The organism is Leclercia sp. 1548 (genome assembly GCF_050435045.1).
GTDB lineage: Bacteria > Pseudomonadota > Gammaproteobacteria > Enterobacterales > Enterobacteriaceae > Enterobacter > Enterobacter adecarboxylatus.
Genome location: NZ_JBNDJP010000002.1, coordinates 814,727 through 837,598 on the forward strand (window position 1 = coordinate 814,727; position 22,872 = coordinate 837,598).

Here is a 22,872-nt window from a genome sequence, read left to right on the forward strand (position 1 = left end):
CGATGGCCCGGGCGTGGCGCCGGAGCCATCAGAAAAATTACTGGCGAATTAAGGTATACAGGCGGAACAAATAGACCAGTAATACCGCTGAGATCAGATTGCTAACCGTATTGGCCACCACGGCACCGACGTTCGGGGTCAGCACGGACAGGTTCGGGGCAAACAGCAGCAGCAAGGTCTTAGCCAGCAGCCAGCTCATCACCGCCGGGGCAACCAGACGCATATTAGACCATGCCAGTCGGATGCTGCTACGCATGGCGACAAAAATGCCCATTCGGTCCTGCACCACCATAATCGGCGCGAAGGCGAGCACAATCGATAACAGCACGCCCGGCACCACAACCAGCATAATCCCCAATTGCACCAGCATGGTGGTCAAAAAGATCAGGATAAACAGTTTCGGCAGCAGCGGCGCGCTGGCACCAATCGCCCGCAGGGCGCTGACGCGGTGCCCGGCAGACACCAGCTGGATCATTAACAGTACGCCACCTGCCAGAATGGCATTGCCGATCAATCCTGAGAAGGTGGTGGCCGCAGAGGCGCGCAACAGGATCTGCTGTTGCTCTGGGGTCATATTTTGCACCATCTCAAACAGCCCGACGCTGCTGGCGATCTGATCGCCTTGACTCAGGCTGGCAATTTGCTCCTCACTCGGCGAAAAGGCATGACCAAGTACCACCGTGATTAATGCGCACAACAAGGCGATCAGTAAAAAGGTAATGAACTGATTGCGGAAGAAATTCCCCGTGTCACGGTAGACAGACTTCGCCGTGATAGACATGCACTCTCCTTGAGTATTGCAGGTGTTAATTAGCGGGCAATTGTACCCTGGATAACTGCCCGGTGGCAGTATCAAGGGTTGTATGGAAAAGCATATCTTTGTAAAGCGCCCGTAATGCGTCGCTGGAATTTTGCGCGTGTGTTTTCCCACTGCGCTTTATTTGTCCGAAAGCGCGAAATTGATCCAGACACCGACTACCAATTTTTGCCTACGGTTAAAAAAATTAATTTAGATCAATGAATGTTAAATTGCTGAATTTAATGTGATCCCTGCGAGATCACTTATTAATCATTTGTAGGTATATTCCGTTCTCGAATAAAACCATAACGAGGGAGTGGATATGAAAAAAGCAGTGATAGCAGCGCTGATTCTGGGTACGTTTTCCGGCGGTGCCGTTGCACACGAAGCCGGTGAGTTCTTTTTCCGCCTGGGATCTGCCACGGTACGTCCTACGGAAGGCTCGGATAATGTTCTGGGCCTGGGCGGATTCAACGTCAGTAACAATACCCAGGCCGGAATGACCTTTACCTGGATGGCCACCGACAACGTTGGCGTTGAATTGCTGGCAGCCACGCCGTTTCGTCACAAGGTCGGGACTGGCCCAACCGGGGACATCGCCACGGTTCATCATCTGCCGCCCACGTTGATGGCCCAGTGGTATTTCGGTGACGCCAGCAGCAAAGTGCGCCCCTATGTGGGAGCCGGGGTCAACTACACCACCTTCTTTGACGAAAAGTTTAACGACACCGGTAAAGCCGCGGGCCTTTCCGATCTGAGTCTGAAAGATTCATGGGGCATGGCGGGGCAGGCGGGCCTGGATTATCTCATCAACCGCGACTGGTTGATTAACATGTCGGTCTGGTACATGGATATCGACACCGAAGTGCGCTTTAAGGCGGGGGATCAGCAGCAAAATATCAATACCCGTCTGGATCCGTGGGTGTTTATGTTCTCGGCGGGATATCGCTTCTGACGTAAAAAAGGCCCCGAAGGGCCTTTTTTATTTATCTACGACCCAGCAACAGGCCGAGGACAATACCTACTGCGCCTGCGGCAATCAGGCCGGTAAGGGGATTATTTTTCACTGCATCGGTAACATCAGTCACTACGTCACTTGCCTGCGCGGCATATTTGCGCCCGGCACCTTTTAACTGATGTTTTGGCGAATCAACAAATTCACCAAACTGCTGCTGCGCAGCACCAGCCGCCTCATCCAGCTTGTTCTTCGCTTTTTCACCAGCATATTGTGCATCATTATCAAGATTTTGGTCTGACATAACGTTCTCCTTTTGTAGTCAATGTTAAGCATAGACTCAATGGGGATATCCTGAAGAAAATGAGATTAATACTTAAGACCCTACGGTATAAGTCAAATCTAAATAGGCGGGTATTAGCGGGGGGATAAAAAAGGGTGGCCTGTCGCCACCCTGTCGTTATTTCAGGATGAGATAGCGGATCGTCGGTCCATCCTGTTGAATATCCAGCACGGTGTAGCCATGATTTTTGGCATCCAGCGGGATATTGTTGATGGATTGGGGACAGTCGCTCACCACCTCAAGGATCTCACCTTTTTTCAGCTGCGGCATCGCTTCAAGGGTCGCGACAGCCGGGTAGGGGCAAGGCTCACCCACCATATCGAGGCGGTAGTCAGGAACGATCTCTTTCATGCGGCATCCTCACGAAGTTCAGTTTTCACGGCAGCACGACGGAAGAAGCGTTTCTCCTGCGCCAGCACCAGTAAAAAGGCGATCAACAACAAAAGATAGGTCACCAGCAGCCCGCCCAGCGGACCAAAGGTGTTCAGAAGATTGACTTTGTCCCAGTTGGTAGCCAGCGCAGGCGCGAAATCATCCCAGTAGAAGGCCAGCAGCGTGGAACCAATCACGTTACCCAGGCCCACCCACCAGTAGTGCACCTGGCCTTCCACCGCGCGGTACATCCAGCCCGTTTCGCAGCCGCCTGCCAACACAATCCCAAAGCCAAACAGCAGCCCGCCGATAATGGCGTTTGGACCTGCCCACATGATTTTGGGCGCCACGCCCAGTTGAACGTAGCTGAAAATACCGATGGCGCTCACTGCCATTCCGGCGATGATGGCTTTGGCCATCATGGTGCGCCCGGTGATCCACATGTCGCGAAACGCCGAGGTAAAGCAGATCTGCGCCCGCTCGATCAACAGGCCAAAGCCGACGCCGAACAGCATTGCCAGACCAAGTTTAGGCTGATTCAGCGCGGTACAGAGCGCCCAGGCCAGCATCCCGAAGAACACCAGCATTCCCAGACGAAAGCGGCGACGCGCCTGATCCGGCTTCTGGGTCAGCGGCGAAGCGGCACTCACTTTTTGTATTTTGACCGGAATACGGAACAGCGGCAGCAGCGTGAAGCGTGCGCCAAAGTATGAGCCGACGGCGGTGGCCAGAGCAAAGAACCAGGCGTGCAGAGAGAACTGGGGGATCCCGGTAAAGAAGGCGGCCAGGTTACACCCCATCGCCAGACGCGCGCCAAATCCGGCAATAATGCCGCCAACAACCGCCTGGGCAATGCGGATCCGGCTGTGCGGCATACGCAGTTTAACGTTGTTGGCCCACAGCGCGGCGGCGAAACAGCCCCCGAACATGCCGATGATCATCATGCCGTCGATACGGGTGAGCGGGGTGCCTTCAAGGTGGATCAGTTTAAAGTAGCCCCACTCTTCGGTATGAACACCTGCCAGTTGCAGTAACTGTCCGCCCCAGCGGGTGAATTCGCCGGTAACGGCCCAGAAGGTACCGGTGATGCCAAAGTAGTAGGTGGAGAGGATGCCTGCCGCAATGACCGCAGGAACGGGGGACCAGAACTTAATTAAATAAGTCTGTTTAAAGTGTTGCCATGACATAGTTAAGCCTCTGAACTCAGAAGGTTTAAGGAGGAAGCCTTATTAGAGGAGGGGATAATACGCCGGGAAACATATTTGAAAAGGGTTAAATGCAGGAAAGCACGACAGGATCAATTTATGCGAACCGCCGTCTGGCAAAACCAGACGGCGGTTCGGTTATTGTGGACGGGTCGCCGCTTTCATGGCGCTGGCGAAGCTTTTCAGCTCGCTCAGCATTTTCTCAGGTGTATTGACGTTGTTTTCGATGATTTTCACGATTGCCGAACCGGAAATGGCCCCCGCCGCGCCGGCACCCAGCGCCGCAGAGACCTGCTCAGGGGCCGAGATACCAAAGCCCTGCAGCGGTGGGGCAGCGTTGTACTCTGACAGTTTTTCCACCAGATGATGCAGGGGCAGGGCCGCTTTGTTCTCTGCACCTGTTACCCCGGCACGGGACAGCAGATAGGTATACCCGCGGCCGTGAGAGGCGATCTGGCGCAACAGTTCATCGTCGGCGTTCGGCGGACAGATAAAGATCGGCGCGACGTTATGACGCATCGCCGCCTGACGGAACGGGGCTGACTCCTCTACCGGCACATCTGCCACCAGCACCGAATCGACTCCCACGCGCGCGCATTCGGCGTAGAACTCGTCGATGCCGCGGTTGAAGACCAGGTTGGCGTACATCAGAAGGCCGATGGGGATAGTCGGGTATTTCTGGCGAATGGTCGCCAGCATCTCAAAGCACTGGGACGGGGTCACGCCTGCCGCAAAAGCGCGCAGGGTGGCAGCCTGGATGGTCGGGCCGTCAGCCAGCGGATCAGAGAAGGGAATGCCCAACTCCAGCGCATCGGCACCCGCTTCAATCAACGTGTCGATGATTTTCAGCGACTGCTCAGGAGACGGATCTCCCAGTGTAACGAAGGGAACAAAGGCGCCTTCCTTGCGGGCTTTCAGCTCAGCAAACACGTTATCGTAACGTTCCATCAAATTTCCCCTCGTGCTTTCAGAATATCGTGAACGGTGAAGATGTCTTTATCACCGCGACCGGAAAGGTTCACCACCAGCAGTTGCTCTTTTTCCGGGTTGTCTTTAATCATTTTCAGGGCATGGGCCAGCGCGTGAGAAGACTCCAGCGCCGGGATGATCCCCTCTTTGCGACACAGGGTCTTAAACGCGTCCAGCGCCTCATCATCGGTAATCGACACGTATTCGGCGCGACCGATACTATTCAGGTGTGCGTGCTGCGGCCCAACGGACGGGAAATCCAGCCCGGCAGAAATGGAGTAAGACTCTTCGATCTGCCCTTCGTCGGTCTGCATCATCGGCGCTTTCATACCGAAGTAGATGCCAACGCGACCATGCTTCAGCGGTGCACCGTGTTCACCGGTCTCAATCCCGTGACCTGCTGGTTCAACGCCAATCAGCCCCACGCGGGCGTCATCAATAAAATCAGCAAACATGCCGATGGCATTGGAGCCACCGCCCACGCAGGCGATCACCGCATCCGGCAGACGCCCCTCTTTTTCGAGGATCTGCGCTTTGGTCTCTTCGCCAATCATGCGCTGGAATTCACGCACGATGGTCGGGAACGGGTGCGGGCCAGCCGCGGTGCCCAGCATATAGTGGGCATTTTCATAGTTGCCGGACCAGTCGCGCAGCGCCTCGTTACAGGCATCTTTCAGGGTGGCCGAGCCGCTGTGCACCGGGATCACTTCCGCGCCCATCAGACGCATACGGAAGACGTTCGGTGACTGACGCTCAACGTCTTTTGCCCCCATATAGATGCGGCATTTCAGGCCGAGCAGGGCGCTGGCCAGCGCCGAGGCCACGCCGTGCTGACCGGCGCCGGTTTCGGCAATGATTTCGGTTTTACCCATCCGTTTTGCCAGCAACGCCTGACCCAGCACCTGGTTGGTCTTATGCGCGCCGCCGTGGAGCAGATCTTCACGCTTCAGGTACAGCGTGGTGTTCGTGCCCTCGGTCAGGTTGCGGCATTTGGTCAGCGCCGTTGGACGACCGGCATAGTTTTTCAGCAGGTCGGTAAATTCAGCCTGGAAGAGCGGATCTTTTTGCGCGCTCACGAACGCCTCTTCCAGCTGACGCAGGGCGGGCATGAGGATCTGCGGCACATACATGCCACCGAATTCGCCAAAGTAAGGGTTTAATAATGTGGTCATCTTCTCTTCCTTAATATGCACGCAGCGTTTTGAACACCGAAGCCAGTTTGCTGGCATCTTTTATGCCCGGCTGCGACTCAACGCCTGAATTGAAATCGAGACCTGCGCAGCCCGCTTTAGCGGCTTCAACGCAGTTGTCCGGGCTTAAACCTCCGGCAAGCAGGACGTTATCCAGCTTCTCACCGTCAAGTAGCGACCAGTCAAAGCGCTGCCCGGTTCCGCCCTGGCCGTTATCCAGAACATATTTATCGATATGCTGCAGCGTGCGCGGCGGCAGGATCTCGGCCACGCTCAGTGCTTTCCAGATTTGCACCTGGGGTTCCAGCACTGCGCGCAAGGCATTGATATAGTCCTGATCCTCGCTGCCATGCAGCTGTACGGCAGCGAGAGAGAGTGCCCCGGCAGTGGCCGCCACTTTTTCGATGGCGGCATTGCGGAATACGCCCACGTACTGCAGTGGGGCGGCGGCGATCACGTCGCGCGCCTGGGACTCGCTGACGTTACGCGGGGAGGACTCAACAAAAATCAGCCCGCCGTAAATCGCGCCTGCTTCATATGCCGCGGCGGCATCCTGGGGACGCGTCAGGCCGCACACTTTATTCTCACCCAACAGAACGCGACGTACCGCCGCGCTAAGATCTGCCTGCTCCATCATGGCAGAGCCAATCAGGAAGCCATTAGCGAAGTGACTCAGCTCGCGAACCTGGGCATAACTGTTAATGCCGGACTCGCTGATCACCGTCACGCCTGCCCCCAGACGCGGCGCCAGCTGGCGGGTGCGGTTAAGGTCGATAGAGAGATCGCGCAGGTCGCGGTTATTAATGCCCACCACTTTTGCCTCCAGAGCAATGGCGCGCTCCAGCTCCTCTTCATTGCTCACCTCGGTCAGCACGCCCATGTTCAGGCTGTGTGCGACGGCAGCGAGCTGGCGGTACTGTTCATCATCCAGCACCGAGAGCATCAGCAGGCAGGCATCGGCCTGATAAAAGCGCGCCAGCCAGATTTGATACGGTTCGATAATAAAGTCTTTGCACAAAATCGGCTGTGGGGCGATCCCGCTGACGATCGGCAGGAAATCAAAACTGCCCTGGAAATATTTCTCATCGGTCAGCACCGAAATGGCCGAGGCGTGGTGCTTATAAATGGCGGCAATCTGTGCCGGATCGAAATCATCGCGGATCACCCCTTTCGACGGGGAGGCCTTTTTGCACTCCAGGATAAACGCGGTGCGCGCGCCCCGCAGGGCGTCATAAAAACGACGGCTGCTCGGTACCACTTCATTCTGGAAGCTGGCGAGCGGTTGCTGCTGTTTACGCGCTTCAACCCAGATGGCCTTATCGGCAACGATTTTCGCTAATACGGTCTGCATTGTTTACCCTCTTGCCGCAAGTGCGGTCACTCGGTCGTAGGCTGCGCCAGAGCGCAACACGGCCATCACTTTTTGCACATTAATCTGGAGATCTTCTTCGCCGTGCAGACGCATCAGCATGGCGACGTTGGCGGCAACAGCGGCCTCATGCGCTGGCTCACCTTTACCTTGTAACAGGCGCGTCAGAATGTCACGGTTTTCTTCCGGGGTGCCGCCTGCCAGCTGCGCCTGGTGATAGGGCGTTAGGCCAAAGTCTGCCGCTTCAAGCTGATAGCTTTTGATTTCGCCGTTATTCAGTTCGGCCACCAGGGTTGGCGCATGCAGGGAAACTTCGTCCATCCCACCGCTGTGCACTACCGCGGCACGCTGATATCCGAGCACGCGCAGGGTTTCGGCAATCGGCAGCACCAGTTCCGGGCTGTAGACGCCAATCAGCGCCAGCGGCGGATGCGCCGGGTTGATCAGCGGCCCGAGTACGTTAAACAGGGTGCGGGTTTTTAGCTGCTGACGCACCGGCATCGCATGGCGGAACCCGGTGTGGTATTTCGGCGCGAACAGGAAGCAGACGCCCAGTTCGTCCAGCGCGTCACGGGATTTCTCTGCATTCATATCCAGATTGATACCGAAGGCGGCCAGCAGATCCGAGGAGCCGGAACGGCTGGAGACGCTGCGGTTGCCGTGTTTCGCCACCTTCAGCCCACAGGCCGCCGCCACAAAGGCGCTTGCGGTGGAGATGTTGATACTGTTGCTGCCGTCGCCACCGGTCCCGACGATATCTGCGAACAGATAATCAGGACGTGGGAACGGAGCGGCGTTTTCCAGCAGGGCGGTGGCAGCACCGGCGATCTCCTGCGGCTGCTCGCCACGCACTTTCATGCTTACCAGCGCGGCGGCCAGTTGCTCGGGCTTCAGCTCTCCGCGCACCACGGCGGAGAACAGCTGATGGCTCTCCTGCTGGCTCAGGGTCTGCGCCTGATAGAGTTTTTCCAGAATCGGCTGGAGGCTGTTGGTCTGCTCCAGCTTCTGCAGCGCCCAGTTGAGCGTTTGCTCCAGCAGACGCGCGCCCTGAGAGGTCAGAATGGATTCCGGGTGGAACTGCATGCCGCAAACCCGGTCAGCATCGTGACGCACCGCCATCACCATCCCGTTGTAATGGGCGTTAATGGTCAGCCCCGCCGGGATATCGCTGCCCACCAGCGAGTGATAGCGCGCCACCGGCAGCGGGTTCATCAGCCCGGCAAACATGGCCTGGCCGTCATGCTCAATGCTGGAGGCTTTCCCGTGCAGGATCTCGCCGGCCTGGCCGACGTAACCACCGTAGGCCTCGACAATCGCCTGGTGGCCCAGACAGATACCAATGATGGGCAGCTTACCGCGCATGCGGGTTAACAGCTCCGGCATACAGCCCGCCTCGCTTGGCGCGCCTGGCCCCGGGGAGAGCATCAGCACCGGGTTTTGCATGGTCGCCAGACGATCGATTAAGGTCTGGGCCGGGACATGGTTACGGTAAATCACCACGTTGTGACTGTTAGCACGCAGCTGATCCGCCAGGTTGTAGGTAAATGAGTCGATATTATCGAGCAGCAGAATGTCAGCCATCAGAAAATCTCCTGTGCGTGATGGGCAGTCGCAATTGCGCGTAGTACCGCGCGGGCCTTATTGCGGGTTTCGTCAGCTTCAGATTGCGGAACAGAGTCGAGCACGATGCCTGCTCCCGCCTGGACGGTGGCAATGCCCTCTTCGACGTAGGCCGAGCGGATCACAATGCAGGTATCGAGATCGCCGTGGGCGGTGAAATAGCCCACCGCACCACCGTAGCTGCCGCGACGGCGGCCTTCGGCCTGGGCGATAAGCTGCATGGCGCGTACTTTCGGCGCGCCGCTCAGGGTGCCCATGTTCATGCAGGCGCGATAGGCGTGCAGCACATCCAGATCCTGACGCAGCTCGCCCACCACGCGGGAGACCAGGTGCATCACGAAGGAGTAGCGGTCAACTTTAGTTAAATCGGCTACGTAACGGCTGCCCGGCGTACAGATGCGCGCCAGGTCATTGCGTGCCAGATCCACCAGCATCAGGTGTTCGGACATCTCTTTCTGGTCGGTGCGCATCTCCAGTTCAATCCGGCTGTCCAGATCGCGGTCCAGAGAACCGTCTGCACGGCGGCCGCGCGGGCGGGTACCAGCGATCGGGTAGATTTCAATCTGGCGGCTGGTGGCGTCATACTTCAGGGAGCTTTCCGGCGAGGCGCCGAACAGCGTAAAATCATTATCCTGCATAAAGAACATGTACGGGCTGGGGTTGCTTTTCTTCAGCACGTCGTAGGCCGCCAGCGGAGACGGGCAGGGCAGGGAGAAACGACGGGATGGCACCACCTGGAAAATCTCGCCCGCACGAATGGCTTTTTGCATCTGGCGAACCACCACGCCGTACTCGTCGTCCGTCTGGCTGACATCGCAACGCATCTGCTCCACGCGCTGTACCGGCAGCTCCGGTGGCGCTTCATTCATCTGCTCCTGCAACTGGGCAATGCGCTGCTCCAGACGCTGTTTCTCAGACAGTAACGGCGTAAACAGGCTGGCCTGAATGCGGGTGTATTTTTTCTGGTGGTCGATCACCAGTAAGGTTTCTGCCAGGTAGAAGCAGTAGTCCGGGCAGCGGTTACCTTGTTCAAGCTCAGGCAGCTCTTCGAAACCGGCCACCAGGTCATAGGCAAACAGCCCGCCGAAGAACATTGCTTCGCGTTCATGTTCCGGCACATTCACCAGGTTCTGCAACAGGCGGAAGGCGTCAAAGACCGACAGCGAGCAGAGGCGGGCATCTTCGTCCAGCAACTGGCTGACCGGCGGAAAATGCAGGATCCGCATATCCGGGCGATGCTCATTCTCAATGCCTGCAGGCAGCACGTCATCCAGCAAACAGAGCAGCGCTGCGCCGTTTTCGGACAGTGCTTTCAGGGTAACGGTGTCGCCCAGGGCGGTGATGCGCAGGGCGCTATCCACCAGCAGCAGGCTTTTCAGGTCATCCTTACTGTCGATATCCGCAGACTCCAGCAGCAGCGTGGCAGGGCGCGCGCCGCAGACCTGATGGAACAGAGTGGTAGGGTTGTGGCGATAGGCCGCCTCACGGGTCAGCAGTTCGAGGTTCGGTTTGGCTGTTTGCATTTTTTGTTCTCTTTATTCTGTTCAAAAAAAAGCCCGCTCAGTGGCGGGCCAGGTATCTGTTTGCACATTGCAGACGTACGACACTGCCCGAATTTCAGGAAGTGCGCCACCAGCCATGCAGAGTGAAATGTGCGGTCATTTTCAGATACCTCGTTGAGTGAACTTTCGTACTAGTTAACTAGTTCGATGGTGTAATGTCAACCCCCCGATTTCAGAATTTCACCACATACCGTTATTATGGCGGCGCAGATATTGAAGAAGAGTGACGGGAGCCGCTTTGAGCGACACGAATTACGCAGTGATTTACGATTTACATAGCCATACTCAGGCCTCTGACGGCCTGCTTACGCCCGAAGAACTTGTCCATCGCGCCCACGAGATGCGTGTGGGCACGCTGGCGATCACCGATCACGATACCACCGAGGCCATTGCAGCCGCGCGGGCAGAAATTGTCCGCACTGAATTGCCGCTTACGCTGATAACGGGCGTGGAAATTTCCACCGTCTGGGAAAATCATGAGATCCATATCGTCGGGTTGAACATCGATATTGAGAACCCTGCCATGCGTACGTTGCTGGACGAGCAGAAGGCGCGTCGCGTGCTGCGGGCCGAACTGATCGCCGAACGGCTGGACAAAGCCCATATTCCCGGTGCCTGGGAAGGGGCACTCCGCCTGGCAAAAGGCGGCGCGGTAACCCGGGCGCACTTTGCCCGTTTTCTGGTTGAGGCCGGAAAGGCGAATAACATTGCGGATGTGTTTAAAAAATACCTCGCACGGGGGAAAACCGGATACGTTCCTCCCCAGTGGTGTACAATAGAACAAGCTATTGATGTCATTCATCATTCTGGCGGCAAGGCGGTGCTGGCCCATCCCGGTCGGTATAACCTCTCCGCCAAATGGCTGAAACGTCTGCTGGCATACTTTGCCGAACACGGCGGAGACGCGATGGAAGTCGCGCAGTGTCAGCAGGCGCCCAACGAGCGCAGTCAACTGGCTGAGTATGCCCGCCAGTACGGCCTCCTTGGCTCCCAGGGCTCTGATTTCCATCAGCCTTGTCCCTGGATCGAGCTGGGACGCAAGCTGTGGTTACCCGCCGGCGTCGAGCCAGTGTGGCAGCTCTGGGAACAGCCAACGCCAATTGAAGAGAGGGAAGTATGAGTCAATTTTTTTATATCCATCCTGACAATCCGCAGCCGCGTTTGATTAATCAGGCCGTGGAGATCGTGCGTAAGGGCGGGGTTATCGTCTATCCAACCGATTCGGGCTACGCGCTGGGCTGTAAGATTGAAGATAAAAGCGCGATGGAGCGCATTTGCCGGATCCGCCACCTCCCGAACGGGCATAACTTCACCCTGATGTGTCGCGATCTCTCTGAGCTGTCTACCTACTCTTACGTCGATAACGTGGCGTTTCGGTTGATCAAAAATAACACCCCGGGTAACTACACCTTTATCCTGAAGGGAACCAAAGAGGTGCCGCGCCGCCTGCTGCAGGAAAAACGCAAAACCATCGGGATGCGAGTGCCCTCTAATCCGATTGCGCAGGCGCTGCTCGAAACGCTGGGTGAGCCGATGCTCTCCACATCCCTGATGCTACCGGGTAGCGACTTTACCGAGTCTGACCCGGATGAGATCAAAGACCGTCTGGAAAAACAGGTGGATTTAGTGATTCACGGCGGCTACCTTGGCCAACAGCCGACCACGGTCGTCGATTTAACCGAAGATGCCCCGGTCGTGCTGCGCGAAGGGGTAGGTGACGTAAAACCTTTCCTGTAATTCCTATTTTTATGGGCCATCTCATTAGCGTTTTTTCCTCGCTATAATGGCCCATTACTCATCTCTGCTTATTTACGCCTTCCTTTACTTATTATCTTATTATTATCTGAAAATCTTTCTGTGCACGGAATAGTCTTGCCCATGCCTGAATATGTAGATATATGATAAGCGAATACCATTTTTAGATATGGAAATGTCGATGGCGTTACATGGAAAGTTGATTCTGAACGGGGCAGATTATGTACCTTTTAATCTGTATGGCGTGGGCGTGTTTATGGCTCACTCGGGTAAAGGAACATGCCGTAATAATGGGGGATGTAGGAATATTCCTGACAATGGCCCAATTCCTCCTGGTAAGTATTGGATTGTAGATCGGAAAGAGGGTAACCGGTTATCACAAAAGAAACTGGAAATTATAGATTCAACCCGGAGAGCATTTAACATCAGCCCTTTTGGGAAATCGGATTGGTTTGCGTTGTGGCGAGATGATTGGGGAATCGACGATGAAACCTGGATAGATGGCGTAAAGCGCGGTAGCTTCCGTTTGCACCCCGGTATGTCGTCAAAAGGCTGCATAACAATCGCCCATGCTTCTGACTTTGCGATGATTCATAATGCGCTTATGAATACCTCCCTCGTTCAGGTGCCCTGTATGCGACGGTTGATGGCACGAGGATGGGTGGAGGTAATAGCTGGTGGCTATAACAATACTTGTTCTTAAGTTAAGTAAATTTATTTACTTTATAATACTGTTTGTGATTGTTGGTCGCTGTACGGGTGATCCTGAGCTTTGGTTCAACGATGACATGGCGACACATATTGGTCATGCTATTTATGGGCCTGGCGAAATTGGTGCGGATAATTTTTATGATCTTTATTTTTACATTCATCTAACCGCTATCCTGCCTGTCACTCTATTTATCTATGTAATGACAATGAAGTTAATAAAAAAATTAAGGAAAAAATAAAATGCCAATCCCTCCGTATATGTGGCTGAAAGACGATGGCGGTGCAGATATTAAAGGCTCCGTAGATGTCAAAGATCGTGAAGGCAGCATAGAGATAATCGGGTTAAGCCACGGCATTAACCTGCCAGTAGACAGTGCCAATGGGAAAATCACCGGAACCCGCCAGCACTCATCCATGATGATTGAAAAGGAAGTGGATAGCTCAACGCCCTATCTGTATAAAGCAGCCGCTACAGGCCAGACGTTAAAAAGCGCGGAAATCAAGTTTTACCATATCAACGATGCCGGGCAGGAAGTCTGCTATTACACGGTGTTTATGGAAAACGTGAAGATCACCGGCGTGAACTGCGCTGTGCCGAACGTTAAACTCACGGGCAACGACAAAATGAACCATGTAGAAAGCGTCAGCATTCAGTATGAAAAAATCACCTGGCGCATAGTGGATGGCAACATTCAGCACACAGATGCCTGGAATGAGCGCCCTACGGCATAACATAATCCGACAGCCCATCTGTACGAGAGGGTCAATCCGTTGGGTTTACTTCAGGTTAACAGTGCCAGAACGCCGCCGCGCAAAACTTGTTGAATCATTTAGTCTAAAATTCATGTAGTATGTGCGGCCATGAATCACTGGGTGCGACACCTTGTCCGCCATTTTGTGTGCTATGAAATAGTTGCAGATCAGTGAGTTAATGTTTTTTAAACTTAACTCATTGTTTTCGAAAGTATACCAGACGCCTGTGAAGGCGACACCTGAAGGAAGCTCAATGAGCGAGAAATTACAGAAAGTGCTGGCCCGCGCCGGCCACGGTTCACGCCGTGAAATCGAAACCATTATCGAAGCAGGTCGTGTCAGTGTGGACGGTAAAATCGCCACCCTGGGCGATCGTGTGGAAATCGTACCAGGCCTGAAAATTCGTATCGATGGCCATCTTATCTCGGTAAAAGAGTCTGCCGAGCAAATCTGCCGCGTGCTGGCGTACTACAAGCCGGAAGGCGAGCTTTGCACCCGCAACGATCCTGAAGGCCGTCCTACCGTGTTTGACCGCCTGCCAAAACTGCGCGGTGCGCGCTGGATCGCTGTAGGTCGCCTGGACGTGAACACCTGCGGGCTGCTGCTGTTCACCACCGACGGTGAGCTGGCAAACCGTCTGATGCACCCAAGCCGTGAAGTGGAGCGTGAGTACGCGGTTCGCGTGTTTGGTGAAGTTGACGACAGCAAAATCCGCGACCTGTCCCGGGGCGTACAGCTTGAAGATGGCCCGGCCGCCTTCAAGACCATCAAATTTACCGGTGGGGAAGGGATTAACCAGTGGTACAACGTCACCCTGACCGAAGGTCGTAACCGCGAAGTACGTCGTTTGTGGGAAGCCGTTGGTGTGCAGGTGAGCCGCCTGATCCGCGTGCGTTACGGTGACATTCTGCTGCCGAAAGGGCTGCCGCGTGGCGGCTATACCGAGCTGGATTTAACCCAGACCAACTACCTGCGTGAACTGGTGCAGCTGACCCCGGAAACCACCTCTAAAGTGGCGGTGGAAAAAGATCGGCGTCGCATGAAAGCGAATCAGATCCGCCGGGCAGTCAAACGTCACAGCCAGGTCAGCAGCAATCGCCGCTCTGGCAGCCGTAACAACAACGGCTAAAAAAACAAAACCCGGCATTGCCGGGTTTTTTCTTAATAGTCGATACCGATTTGCGCTTTCACGCCAGCATCGAAGGCATGTTTGACCGGGCGTAGTTCGCTGACCGTGTCCGCCATCTCCAGAATATCCCGATGACAGCCGCGCCCGGTGATAATCACCGTCTGGTGCGCCGGACGGTTGTTCAGCGCGTCCAGCACCTCCTGCAAAGGCAGATAGTCGTAAGCCACCATATAAGTGATTTCATCCAGTAGCACCATGTTCAGCGTGGGATCGGCCAGCATACGCTTCGCCTGCTCCCAGACAGCCAGACAGGCAGCGGTGTCGGTATCGCGGTTTTGGGTATCCCAGGTAAAGCCGGTTGCCATCACCTGAAACTCAACGCCGTGAGGCTCAAGCAGATTACGCTCGCCGTTTGGCCACTCTCCCTTGATAAACTGGATCACGCCTACCTTTTGCCCGTGACCGACGGCGCGGGTCGCCGTACCGAAGGCGGCAGTGGTTTTGCCTTTGCCGTTGCCGGTGAAGACGATAATAATCCCGCGCTCATCCTGCGCGGCGGCAACACGGGCATCGACCTGCTCTTTCAGGCGCTGCTGGCGCTGCTGATGACGTTCATCACTCATTGCGAAATTCCTGGTTTACGGCCGGGTTGGGCATCGAAGGTCATGCCGGTTTTACGGCGGCTGTCATCCCCCATCAGCCACAGATAGAGCGGCATGATGTCGGCGGGCGTTTTCAGTTTAAGCGGATCTTCGCTCGGGAACGCGCTGGCGCGCATGCCGGTGCGGGTGCCGCCGGGGTTGATACAGTTGACGCGCAGGTGGCGGCTCTGATACTCCTCAGCCAGCACCTGCATCATCCCTTCGGTGGCAAATTTCGAGGCGGCATAAGCGCCCCAGTTGGCCCGTCCCTGGCGTCCGACGCTGGACGAGGTAAACACCAGCGAGCCAGAATCAGATTGCAGTAATAAAGGAAGCAGCGCCTGGGTGAGGAAAAAAGTGCCATTGACGTTCACTTGCATCACCTGCTGCCAGATCTCCGGGGTTTGCTCCTCCATCGGGCGCACCTCGCCCAGGAAACCGGCATTGTGCAACACCCCGTCCAGACGCGGGTAATCCTCGGCAATGCGCCCGGCAAGCTGTTGACACGTCTCTGGCGTACAGGTTAACAGGTCAAGTGTATATTCATGTGTCGGCGCGCCGCCCTCGCTGGCGATGGTTCTGGCGACGTCACGCAGTTTTTCTTCATTACGCCCCAACAGGATAACGCGCGCGCCATGGCGTGCGTAGGTCAGCGCCGCCTCACGGCCAATACCGTCGCTGGCACCCGTGACCAGGATAATACGGTTTTGCAGTAGATCTTTCTTGGGTTGATAGTGCAAGGTCACTCCTCTGGCTCGCGCTGTCGCGGCCCATGCTGTGCGGTCTCTTTTCGGCTTTATGCCCGAAAGCGACAAGGATTTCAATCAGTCATCCGGAGAGTTCACTGTAAAATTAACAATTTGCAAATGTTTTTCCGTGAAATTCCCATTCCTGAAGACGCCTCGCAAGGATATCGTCAGATGAGAGACGCCTGGTGAAGGCTGTTGTACACTGGGTGTGAAAACAAGTGGTTAAACCAAGGTGGACGCGTGGAATTACTTTCTGAATACGGTTTATTTTTGGCCAAAATTGCAACAGTGGTGATGGCCATTGCGGTGATCGCAGTTCTGATTGTCAACCTGACGCAGCGCAAACGTCAGCGCGGCGAATTGCGGATTACCCGGCTGAGCGAGCAGTACACGGAGATGCAGGAAGAGATGTCGGTGGCGTTGCTCGACGCGCATCAGCAAAAGCTGTGGCACAAAGCGCAGAAGAAAAAGCACAAGCTTGACGCGAAAGCCGCAAAGCAGAAAGCAAAACTTGAGCAGCGCCCGGAAGCGGCAAAACCGCGGGTCTATGTGCTCGATTTTAAAGGCAGCATGGATGCGCATGAGGTTTCATCTCTGCGCGAAGAGATCACCGCCGTGCTGGCGGTGGCCAGAGCCGAAGACCAGGTTGTGCTGCGTCTTGAAAGTCCGGGTGGGGTGGTGCATGGCTACGGTCTGGCCTCGTCGCAGCTGCAACGCCTGCGCGACAAGCAGATCCCACTGACGGTAGCGGTAGATAAGGTCGCCGCCAGCGGTGGCTACATGATGGCCTGCGTGGCCGACAAAATTGTCGCCGCACCTTTCTCTATTATTGGTTCGATTGGCGTAGTAGCGCAGATCCCTAACTTCAATCGTTTCCTGAAAAACAAAGATATTGACGTCGAGTTACACACCGCAGGTCAGTACAAGCGCACCCTGACCCTGCTCGGCGAAAATACTGAAGAGGGGCGTCAGAAGTTCCGCGAAGATCTTAATGACACCCATCAGCTGTTCAAAAGCTTTGTGCAGCAGATGCGTCCAACCCTGGATATCGACCAGGTCGCCACTGGCGAACACTGGTACGGCACCCAGGCGCTGGAGAAAGGGCTGGTGGATCAGGTGGGAACCAGTGACGATCTCCTGCTGGGACTGATGGAGGGCCGTGAACTGGTCGGCGTGCGCTATACGCGACGCAAAAAGCTAATGGATCGCTTTACCAACAGCGCCGCAGAGAGTGCGGACCGTCTTCTGCTACGCTGGCTGCAGCGTGGACAAAAACCCCTGCTGTAAATAAAAACGCGAGGCCAGTGCCTCGCGTTTTGCATCAGTCGACCAGGTGATACTTTTCCGAGAGCGCGTGGGCCAGGTATTTAAACATGTTAAATACCGCCGTGCTGCGTGGGGTGGGTAACCCCTGCTCATCGAGAAAGTACTCGCCGCTGAATACCAGCACGCCGTTGCGCTGTTCCACCCCAGTGGCTTCGATCCCTGCCAGGGTGTCTTCATGTTCGCGAATAAGTTTATTGGCTTCGGCAAGCAAGGTTACGCGGTCGATGGGTTGGGTTGTTTGCTGCATTATCCCCTCCTTAAACAGTGGTATTAGTCTACGCCGCCGCGGTCTCAGGAGCAAATTTTCCCCATTTTTCGGCATGCAGGGCAAGACGGACAGCGCTGGCGTGATTTGCTTTTGCATGCTAATAAAGTTGCGTAACGGATTTTATCAGGTAGAGTGTGCGCTTTCGTCATTCTGGCAATAGATTTGCTTGACATTCGACCTAAATCTCGTCGTGCAGTCACACCGGAGCGAGAAAAAGCCCGTAAACTCAACTACCTGGCTGAGGTCGTTTTTAGCGACTTGCCCGAAAAGGGGTTGATAACCACTGATGGCGTCGTTATATAGATGACTCGTCGCCAGTGGAAGGTGAACTCACGCGACGTATTCCTGGAAGAAACAAATTAGGTAAAGGTGAATATGGGTAAAGCTCTCGTTATCGTTGAGTCCCCGGCAAAAGCCAAAACGATCAATAAGTATCTGGGTAGTGACTACGTGGTTAAGTCCAGCGTTGGTCATATCCGCGATCTGCCGACCAGTGGCTCAGCCAAGAAGAGCGCCGACTCTACCTCCACCAAAGGGGCCAAAAAGCCTAAAAAGGATGAACGTAGCGCGCTCGTTAATCGTATGGGAGTTAACCCATGGGATAACTGGCAGGCACAGTACGAAGTGCTGCCGGGTAAAGAGAAAGTCGTCTCCGAGCTGAAACAGCTGGCGGAAAAAGCCGACCACATCTATCTCGCAACCGACCTTGACCGCGAAGGGGAGGCCATTGCATGGCACCTGCGGGAAGTGATCGGGGGAGATGACACCCGCTACAGCCGCGTGGTGTTCAACGAAATTACTAAAAACGCGATCCGTCAGGCATTTGAAAAGCCGGGCGAGCTGAATATCGACCGCGTTAACGCCCAGCAGGCGCGCCGCTTTATGGACCGCGTCGTGGGTTACATGGTCTCTCCACTGCTGTGGAAAAAGATTGCCCGTGGTCTGTCAGCAGGCCGCGTACAGTCCGTTGCCGTACGTCTGGTGGTCGAACGTGAACGCGAAATCAAAGCGTTTGTGCCGGAAGAGTTCTGGGAAATTGACGCCAGCGTGACCACGCCGAGCGGCGATACCTTGCCGTTGGAAGTGTCGCACCAGAACGATAAGCCGTTCCGCCCTGAAAACCGCGAACAGACAATGGCCGCGGTGGCGCTGCTGGAGAAAGCCCGCTATCAGGTCCTGGATCGTGAAGACAAACCGACCAGCAGCAAGCCGGGCGCGCCTTTTATTACCTCCACGCTGCAACAGGCGGCAAGTACCCGTCTGGGTTACGGCGTGAAGAAAACCATGATGATGGCTCAGCGTCTGTATGAAGCTGGTCACATTACTTATATGCGTACTGACTCTACCAACCTGAGCCAGGACGCCGTCAACATGGTGCGTGGTTACATTGGCGATAACTTCGGCAAAAAATATCTGCCGGAGAGCGCCAACCAGTACAACAGCAAAGAGAACTCGCAGGAAGCGCACGAAGCGATTCGTCCTTCCGATGTTGCTGTGCTGGCCGAATCCCTGAAAGATATGGAAGCCGATGCGCAGAAGCTGTATCAGCTGATCTGGCGCCAGTTTGTCGCCTGTCAGATGACGCCAGCGCAGTACGACTCCACCACGCTCACCGTCGGTGCGGGCGATTTCCGCCTGAAAGCGCGTGGTCGTATTCTGCGTTTCGATGGCTGGACGAAGGTGATGCCTGCGCTGCGTAAGGGCGATGAAGATAAAACGCTGCCAGCGGTCAACGCAGGGGATGAGCTCTCCCTGATTGAGCTGACCCCGGCTCAGCACTTCACCAAGCCACCGGCACGCTTCAGCGAAGCTTCGCTGGTGAAAGAGCTGGAAAAACGCGGTATCGGTCGCCCGTCTACCTATGCGTCGATCATTTCGACCATTCAGGATCGCGGCTATGTGCGTACGGAAAACCGTCGTTTCTATGCCGAGAAAATGGGTGAAATTGTCACCGATCGTCTGGAAGCTAACTTCCGCGATCTGATGAACTACGATTTTACCGCGCAGATGGAAAACAGCCTTGACCAGGTGGCTAACCACGAAGCCGAGTGGAAGAAGGTGCTCGATAGCTTCTTCGGCGACTTCACCGACCAGCTGGAAAAAGCAGAGAAAGACCCTGAAGAGGGTGGTATGCAGCCGAACCAGATGGTGCTGACCAGCATCGACTGTCCGACCTGCGGACGCAAGATGGGGATCCGTACTGCGACCACCGGCGTGTTCCTCGGCTGCTCAGGCTATGCCTTATCACCGAAAGAGCGCTGCAAAACCACCATCAACCTGGTGCCGGAAAACGAAGTCCTGAACGTGCTGGAAGGCGACGACGCGGAAACGAACGCATTACGTGCCAAGCGCCGTTGTAACAAGTGCGGCACCGCGATGGACAGCTACCTGATCGATCCGAAACGTAAGTTGCACGTCTGCGGTAACAACCCGACCTGTGACGGCTACGAGATCGAAGAGGGCGAATTCCGCATTAAGGGCTATGACGGTCCGATCGTGGAGTGTGAAAAATGTGGCTCTGAAATGCACCTGAAGATGGGGCGTTTTGGTAAATACATGGCCTGCACCAACGACGAGTGTAAAAACACACGTAAGATCCTGCGTAACGGTGAAGTGGCACCGCCGAAGGAAGATCCGGTTCCATTGCCGGAGCTGCCTTGCGAGAAGTCCGATGCCTATTTCGTCCTGCGTGACGGCGCGGCGGGTGTCTTCCTGGCAGCTAACACCTTCCCGAAATCACGTGAGACCCGTGCGCCGCTGGTGGAAGAACTGTACCGCTTCCGCGATCGCCTGGCCGAAAAGCTGCGCTATCTTGCCGATGCGCCGCAGCAGGATCCTGAAGGCAATAAGACGGTCGTGCGTTTTAGCCGTAAAACCAAGCAGCAGTACGTTGCTGCTGAAAAAGACGGTAAAGCGACCGGCTGGTCAGCATTTTATGTTGACGGAAAATGGGTTGAAGGTAAGAAATAATCCTTAATTACCGTAACTTACCTGTAAAAGGGCCGGACATCCGGCCCTTTTTTATTGCCTGTTTATTATTTTTTGTTACGGGCTATACAGCAAAGATATAAATGATATAGTGGTTATAGTTAATCCTTTTCTTATTATCAAATCGTCTTAAGCGATTGCCCGTGTGCGCTCAATCGGATGGTCCGGCATGAAACTACAGCAGCTTCGCTATATCGTTGAGGTGGTCAACCACAACCTTAACGTCTCTTCCACTGCAGAAGGTCTTTATACCTCGCAACCCGGCATCAGTAAGCAGGTGCGTATGCTTGAAGATGAGCTGGGGATCCAGATTTTCGCCCGTAGCGGCAAACACCTCACTCAGGTTACCCCTGCGGGGCAAGAGATTATCCGTATCGCTCGCGAAGTGCTGTCGAAGGTCGATGCCATCAAATCGGTGGCAGGCGAGCACACCTGGCCTGATAAAGGTTCCCTGTATATCGCCACCACCCACACGCAGGCGCGCTACGCACTGCCTGGCGTGATCAAAGGCTTTATTGAGCGTTATCCTCGCGTTTCGTTGCATATGCATCAGGGCTCACCGACGCAGATTGCTGAGGCAGTATCCAAAGGCAATGCGGATTTTGCAATCGCCACCGAGGCGCTGCATCTTTATGACGATCTGGTCATGCTGCCTTGCTATCACTGGAACCGCTCGATTGTGGTGACCCCGGAACATCCTCTGGCGGCTAAAACATCGGTTTCTATTGAAGAGCTTGCCCAGTATCCGCTGGTGACCTACACCTTTGGCTTTACTGGCCGCTCTGAACTGGATACGGCCTTTAATCGCGCAGGCCTGACGCCGCGGATCGTCTTCACCGCCACCGATGCCGACGTGATTAAAACCTATGTGCGACTGGGGCTGGGGGTAGGGGTCATTGCCAGCATGGCGGTAGATCCGGTTGCCGATCCCGATTTAGTACGCCTCGATACCCAAGGAGTGTTCGGCCATAGCACCACGAAAATCGGCTTCCGCCGTAGCACCTTCCTGCGTAGCTATATGTATGATTTCATTCAGCGATTCGCGCCGCATTTAACCCGTGATGTCGTGGATACGGCAGTTGCCCTGCGTTCTAATGAAGACATCGAAGCGATGTTTAAAGATATTAAGCTGCCAGAAAAATAATCCCCTCCGGTATCTTTCCTGCGGGAAAGATACCGTTATTCCCGCCCTCATCTGTATTAAAGCCCGCTTTCCGCTGTTTGATCATCAGATTAGCCAGAGCGTTATGACGCTTTTTGCCCGACCCGCTTACAAAAAGACAACAAAAATAGAAAATAAATAGCCGCTACGCAAACACCTCGTTTCATTTATATATTTCCGCTCAAAAGATTAGATATTTCACGGTACAGAGTTCGTAAATTCGCTGGATTTTCAACTAAAGTTTCTTTAGGATTTATCTCAACCATGATTACTTATACCAATTGTTTGGTATCTAAATGATAAGTGATATCGATTGTATGAGGTTAGCAATGCCGTCAGGACGTCACGAGCCGCAACGGGACCCAGGACTTAAGCGTAAAGCCTGGCTGGCGGTGTTTCTCGGTTCCACCCTGTTTTGGGTCGTGGTGGCATTACTGGTCTGGAAATATTGGGGTTAAAGATGACGGTACAGGGGCGTAGTGAAGCAGTGAAACCTATGTGTCAGCAACGTGACACTCGCCGCAAAGTCCGTAAAGCCGTGACAGATCACATTCCGGCTTCCTGGACGCTGTCGCCGCAACAGCAAGCTTTCATTGATTCGTTCGCAGAAGACGATACCAAAAAACAATAATTCTGCCGCTCAGGCATAGCGCGTTAATAATCCAGTGCGCTTTTGTACTCTTACATAAATACACATTAGCAATACCGAACTGAGCCAGACTCAGCCGTAAACAAATAAATAAAGACAGGTGTCACAATCATGAACAATATATCTGGAGCCAAATACTGGTCGTGGATCGCCGCGTTTTCCCTGTCGATTCTCTTCTGGTGCCAGCTGATCTGGCTCACCCTACACTGAAATAAAAGCCTCGCTTAAGCGGGGCTTTTTGTTTTTCACCCTTCCATAAGTCTGCAAATTTGTCCATTTGGGTTGTTATCAAATCGTTACGGTGACGATGTGTTATCTTTAATTACGGCCCTGATAAAGGTCAGGGCATCGCAATCC

Annotated in this window: 26 protein-coding genes, 1 pseudogene and 1 other annotated feature; of the genes and pseudogenes, 13 read left to right on the forward strand and 14 right to left on the reverse strand. The window is 54.8% G+C overall.

Features of this window, described 5'->3' with window-relative positions:
* Positions 1-37 precede the first annotated feature (37 nt).
* Both ABIE02_RS09160 and ABIE02_RS09165 read right to left on the reverse strand, forming a co-directional pair.
* Entirely contained in the window at positions 38-781 is a 744-nt protein-coding gene (locus ABIE02_RS09160; protein WP_336994527.1) for a YciC family protein, read from the reverse strand.
* A 25-nt stretch (positions 782-806) separates the two neighbouring features.
* A pseudogene (locus ABIE02_RS09165) lies at positions 807-896 on the reverse strand (YkgJ family cysteine cluster protein); the annotation flags it as partial.
* Between the two features lie 225 nt (positions 897-1,121).
* Here ABIE02_RS09165 and ompW point away from each other — a divergent pair.
* A complete protein-coding gene (ompW, locus tag ABIE02_RS09170; protein ID WP_032611237.1) occupies positions 1,122-1,754 on the forward strand; it encodes an outer membrane protein OmpW in 633 nt (210 codons plus the stop codon).
* Positions 1,755-1,785: 31 nt separating this feature from the next.
* Here the strand turns inward: ompW and ABIE02_RS09175 are convergent, their stop codons facing one another.
* From ABIE02_RS09175 to trpL, 9 genes are all read right to left on the reverse strand, one after another.
* Positions 1,786-2,058: a DUF883 family protein gene (locus ABIE02_RS09175; protein WP_051915983.1), complete on the reverse strand. Its 273-nt coding sequence runs from the start codon at positions 2,056-2,058 to the stop codon at positions 1,786-1,788.
* A gap of 156 nt (positions 2,059-2,214) precedes the next feature.
* A complete protein-coding gene (gene yedF / locus ABIE02_RS09180; protein ID WP_130588714.1) occupies positions 2,215-2,448 on the reverse strand; it encodes a sulfurtransferase-like selenium metabolism protein YedF in 234 nt (77 codons plus the stop codon).
* Positions 2,445-3,656, reverse strand: coding sequence for a selenium metabolism membrane protein YedE/FdhT (gene yedE / locus ABIE02_RS09185; protein ID WP_059307705.1), 1,212 nt, complete (start codon positions 3,654-3,656; stop codon positions 2,445-2,447). The genes yedF and yedE overlap by 4 nt, the downstream gene beginning before the upstream one ends.
* 156 nt (positions 3,657-3,812) lie before the next feature.
* Complete coding sequence (trpA, locus tag ABIE02_RS09190) at positions 3,813-4,622, reverse strand: tryptophan synthase subunit alpha (RefSeq protein WP_117385501.1); 810 nt, start codon at positions 4,620-4,622, stop codon at positions 3,813-3,815.
* Positions 4,622-5,815: a tryptophan synthase subunit beta gene (trpB, locus tag ABIE02_RS09195; RefSeq protein WP_032611228.1), complete on the reverse strand. Its 1,194-nt coding sequence runs from the start codon at positions 5,813-5,815 to the stop codon at positions 4,622-4,624. The genes trpA and trpB overlap by 1 nt, the downstream gene beginning before the upstream one ends.
* 10 nt (positions 5,816-5,825) lie before the next feature.
* Positions 5,826-7,184, reverse strand: a complete 1,359-nt coding sequence (gene trpCF / locus ABIE02_RS09200; protein ID WP_059307707.1) for a bifunctional indole-3-glycerol-phosphate synthase TrpC/phosphoribosylanthranilate isomerase TrpF — start codon at positions 7,182-7,184, stop codon at positions 5,826-5,828.
* A gap of 3 nt (positions 7,185-7,187) precedes the next feature.
* Entirely contained in the window at positions 7,188-8,783 is a 1,596-nt protein-coding gene (trpD, locus tag ABIE02_RS09205; RefSeq protein ID WP_059307708.1) for a bifunctional anthranilate synthase glutamate amidotransferase component TrpG/anthranilate phosphoribosyltransferase TrpD, read from the reverse strand.
* Positions 8,783-10,345 carry an anthranilate synthase component 1 gene (locus ABIE02_RS09210; protein WP_059307709.1) on the reverse strand — a complete coding sequence of 521 codons (1,563 nt, stop codon included), beginning with the start codon at positions 10,343-10,345 and terminating at the stop codon, positions 8,783-8,785. Before ABIE02_RS09210 ends, trpD begins: the two co-directional genes overlap by 1 nt.
* A 23-nt stretch (positions 10,346-10,368) precedes the next feature.
* Positions 10,369-10,463, reverse strand: a sequence feature (Trp leader region).
* Complete coding sequence (trpL, locus tag ABIE02_RS09215; protein ID WP_106993556.1) at positions 10,440-10,484, reverse strand: trp operon leader peptide; 45 nt, start codon at positions 10,482-10,484, stop codon at positions 10,440-10,442. It overlaps the preceding feature by 24 nt.
* Before the next feature lie 138 nt (positions 10,485-10,622).
* On the opposite strand from trpL, the gene rnm reads away from it, so the two are divergent.
* The 6 genes from rnm to rluB all read left to right on the forward strand — a co-directional run bounded on the left by rnm (position 10,623) and on the right by rluB (position 14,732).
* Positions 10,623-11,504, forward strand: coding sequence for an RNase RNM (gene rnm / locus ABIE02_RS09220; protein WP_059307710.1), 882 nt, complete (start codon positions 10,623-10,625; stop codon positions 11,502-11,504).
* On the forward strand, positions 11,501-12,121 hold the full coding sequence (locus ABIE02_RS09225) for an L-threonylcarbamoyladenylate synthase (protein ID WP_032611213.1): 621 nt from the start codon (positions 11,501-11,503) through the stop codon (positions 12,119-12,121). The genes rnm and ABIE02_RS09225 overlap by 4 nt, the downstream gene beginning before the upstream one ends.
* Before the next feature lie 199 nt (positions 12,122-12,320).
* A complete protein-coding gene (locus tag ABIE02_RS09230) occupies positions 12,321-12,842 on the forward strand; it encodes a DUF2778 domain-containing protein (protein ID WP_429211245.1) in 522 nt (173 codons plus the stop codon).
* Positions 12,817-13,089, forward strand: a complete 273-nt coding sequence (locus ABIE02_RS09235) for a hypothetical protein (RefSeq protein WP_059307711.1) — start codon at positions 12,817-12,819, stop codon at positions 13,087-13,089. The genes ABIE02_RS09230 and ABIE02_RS09235 overlap by 26 nt, the downstream gene beginning before the upstream one ends.
* A 1-nt stretch (position 13,090) precedes the next feature.
* Positions 13,091-13,582, forward strand: coding sequence for an Hcp family type VI secretion system effector (locus tag ABIE02_RS09240; RefSeq protein WP_059307712.1), 492 nt, complete (start codon positions 13,091-13,093; stop codon positions 13,580-13,582).
* A 274-nt stretch (positions 13,583-13,856) separates the two neighbouring features.
* The gene (gene rluB / locus ABIE02_RS09245; protein WP_032611205.1) at positions 13,857-14,732 is read left to right on the forward strand and encodes a 23S rRNA pseudouridine(2605) synthase RluB; all 876 of its coding nucleotides are present in this window, start codon (positions 13,857-13,859) and stop codon (positions 14,730-14,732) included.
* A 32-nt stretch (positions 14,733-14,764) separates the two neighbouring features.
* Here the strand turns inward: rluB and cobO are convergent, their stop codons facing one another.
* Together cobO and ABIE02_RS09255 are read right to left on the reverse strand one after the other, a co-directional pair.
* Entirely contained in the window at positions 14,765-15,355 is a 591-nt protein-coding gene (gene cobO, locus ABIE02_RS09250; protein ID WP_032611203.1) for a cob(I)yrinic acid a,c-diamide adenosyltransferase, read from the reverse strand.
* Complete coding sequence (locus ABIE02_RS09255; RefSeq protein WP_032611201.1) at positions 15,352-16,113, reverse strand: YciK family oxidoreductase; 762 nt, start codon at positions 16,111-16,113, stop codon at positions 15,352-15,354. Before ABIE02_RS09255 ends, cobO begins: the two co-directional genes overlap by 4 nt.
* A gap of 249 nt (positions 16,114-16,362) precedes the next feature.
* Here ABIE02_RS09255 and sohB point away from each other — a divergent pair, with 249 nt between their 5' ends.
* Positions 16,363-17,409, forward strand: coding sequence for a protease SohB (sohB, locus tag ABIE02_RS09260; RefSeq protein ID WP_032611199.1), 1,047 nt, complete (start codon positions 16,363-16,365; stop codon positions 17,407-17,409).
* A gap of 34 nt (positions 17,410-17,443) precedes the next feature.
* Here sohB and ABIE02_RS09265 read toward each other — a convergent pair whose 3' ends face one another.
* Positions 17,444-17,695, reverse strand: coding sequence for a YciN family protein (locus ABIE02_RS09265; protein WP_032611195.1), 252 nt, complete (start codon positions 17,693-17,695; stop codon positions 17,444-17,446).
* A gap of 396 nt (positions 17,696-18,091) precedes the next feature.
* Here ABIE02_RS09265 and topA point away from each other — a divergent pair, with 396 nt between their 5' ends.
* The 5 genes from topA to ymiC all read left to right on the forward strand — a co-directional run bounded on the left by topA (position 18,092) and on the right by ymiC (position 22,725).
* Positions 18,092-20,686, forward strand: a complete 2,595-nt coding sequence (gene topA / locus ABIE02_RS09270; protein ID WP_032611192.1) for a type I DNA topoisomerase — start codon at positions 18,092-18,094, stop codon at positions 20,684-20,686.
* Between the two features lie 187 nt (positions 20,687-20,873).
* Positions 20,874-21,848: an HTH-type transcriptional regulator CysB gene (cysB, locus tag ABIE02_RS09275; RefSeq protein ID WP_032611190.1), complete on the forward strand. Its 975-nt coding sequence runs from the start codon at positions 20,874-20,876 to the stop codon at positions 21,846-21,848.
* Between the two features lie 335 nt (positions 21,849-22,183).
* On the forward strand, positions 22,184-22,324 hold the full coding sequence (locus tag ABIE02_RS09280) for a YmiA family putative membrane protein (RefSeq protein ID WP_213019257.1): 141 nt from the start codon (positions 22,184-22,186) through the stop codon (positions 22,322-22,324).
* Positions 22,325-22,362: 38 nt separating this feature from the next.
* Positions 22,363-22,497 carry a hypothetical protein gene (locus ABIE02_RS09285; RefSeq protein ID WP_072250830.1) on the forward strand — a complete coding sequence of 45 codons (135 nt, stop codon included), beginning with the start codon at positions 22,363-22,365 and terminating at the stop codon, positions 22,495-22,497.
* A gap of 129 nt (positions 22,498-22,626) precedes the next feature.
* Positions 22,627-22,725 (forward strand): small membrane protein YmiC, encoded by a 99-nt coding sequence (gene ymiC, locus ABIE02_RS09290; protein WP_032611183.1) that lies wholly within the window; start codon positions 22,627-22,629, stop codon positions 22,723-22,725.
* The last annotated feature ends 147 nt before the right edge of the window (positions 22,726-22,872 follow it).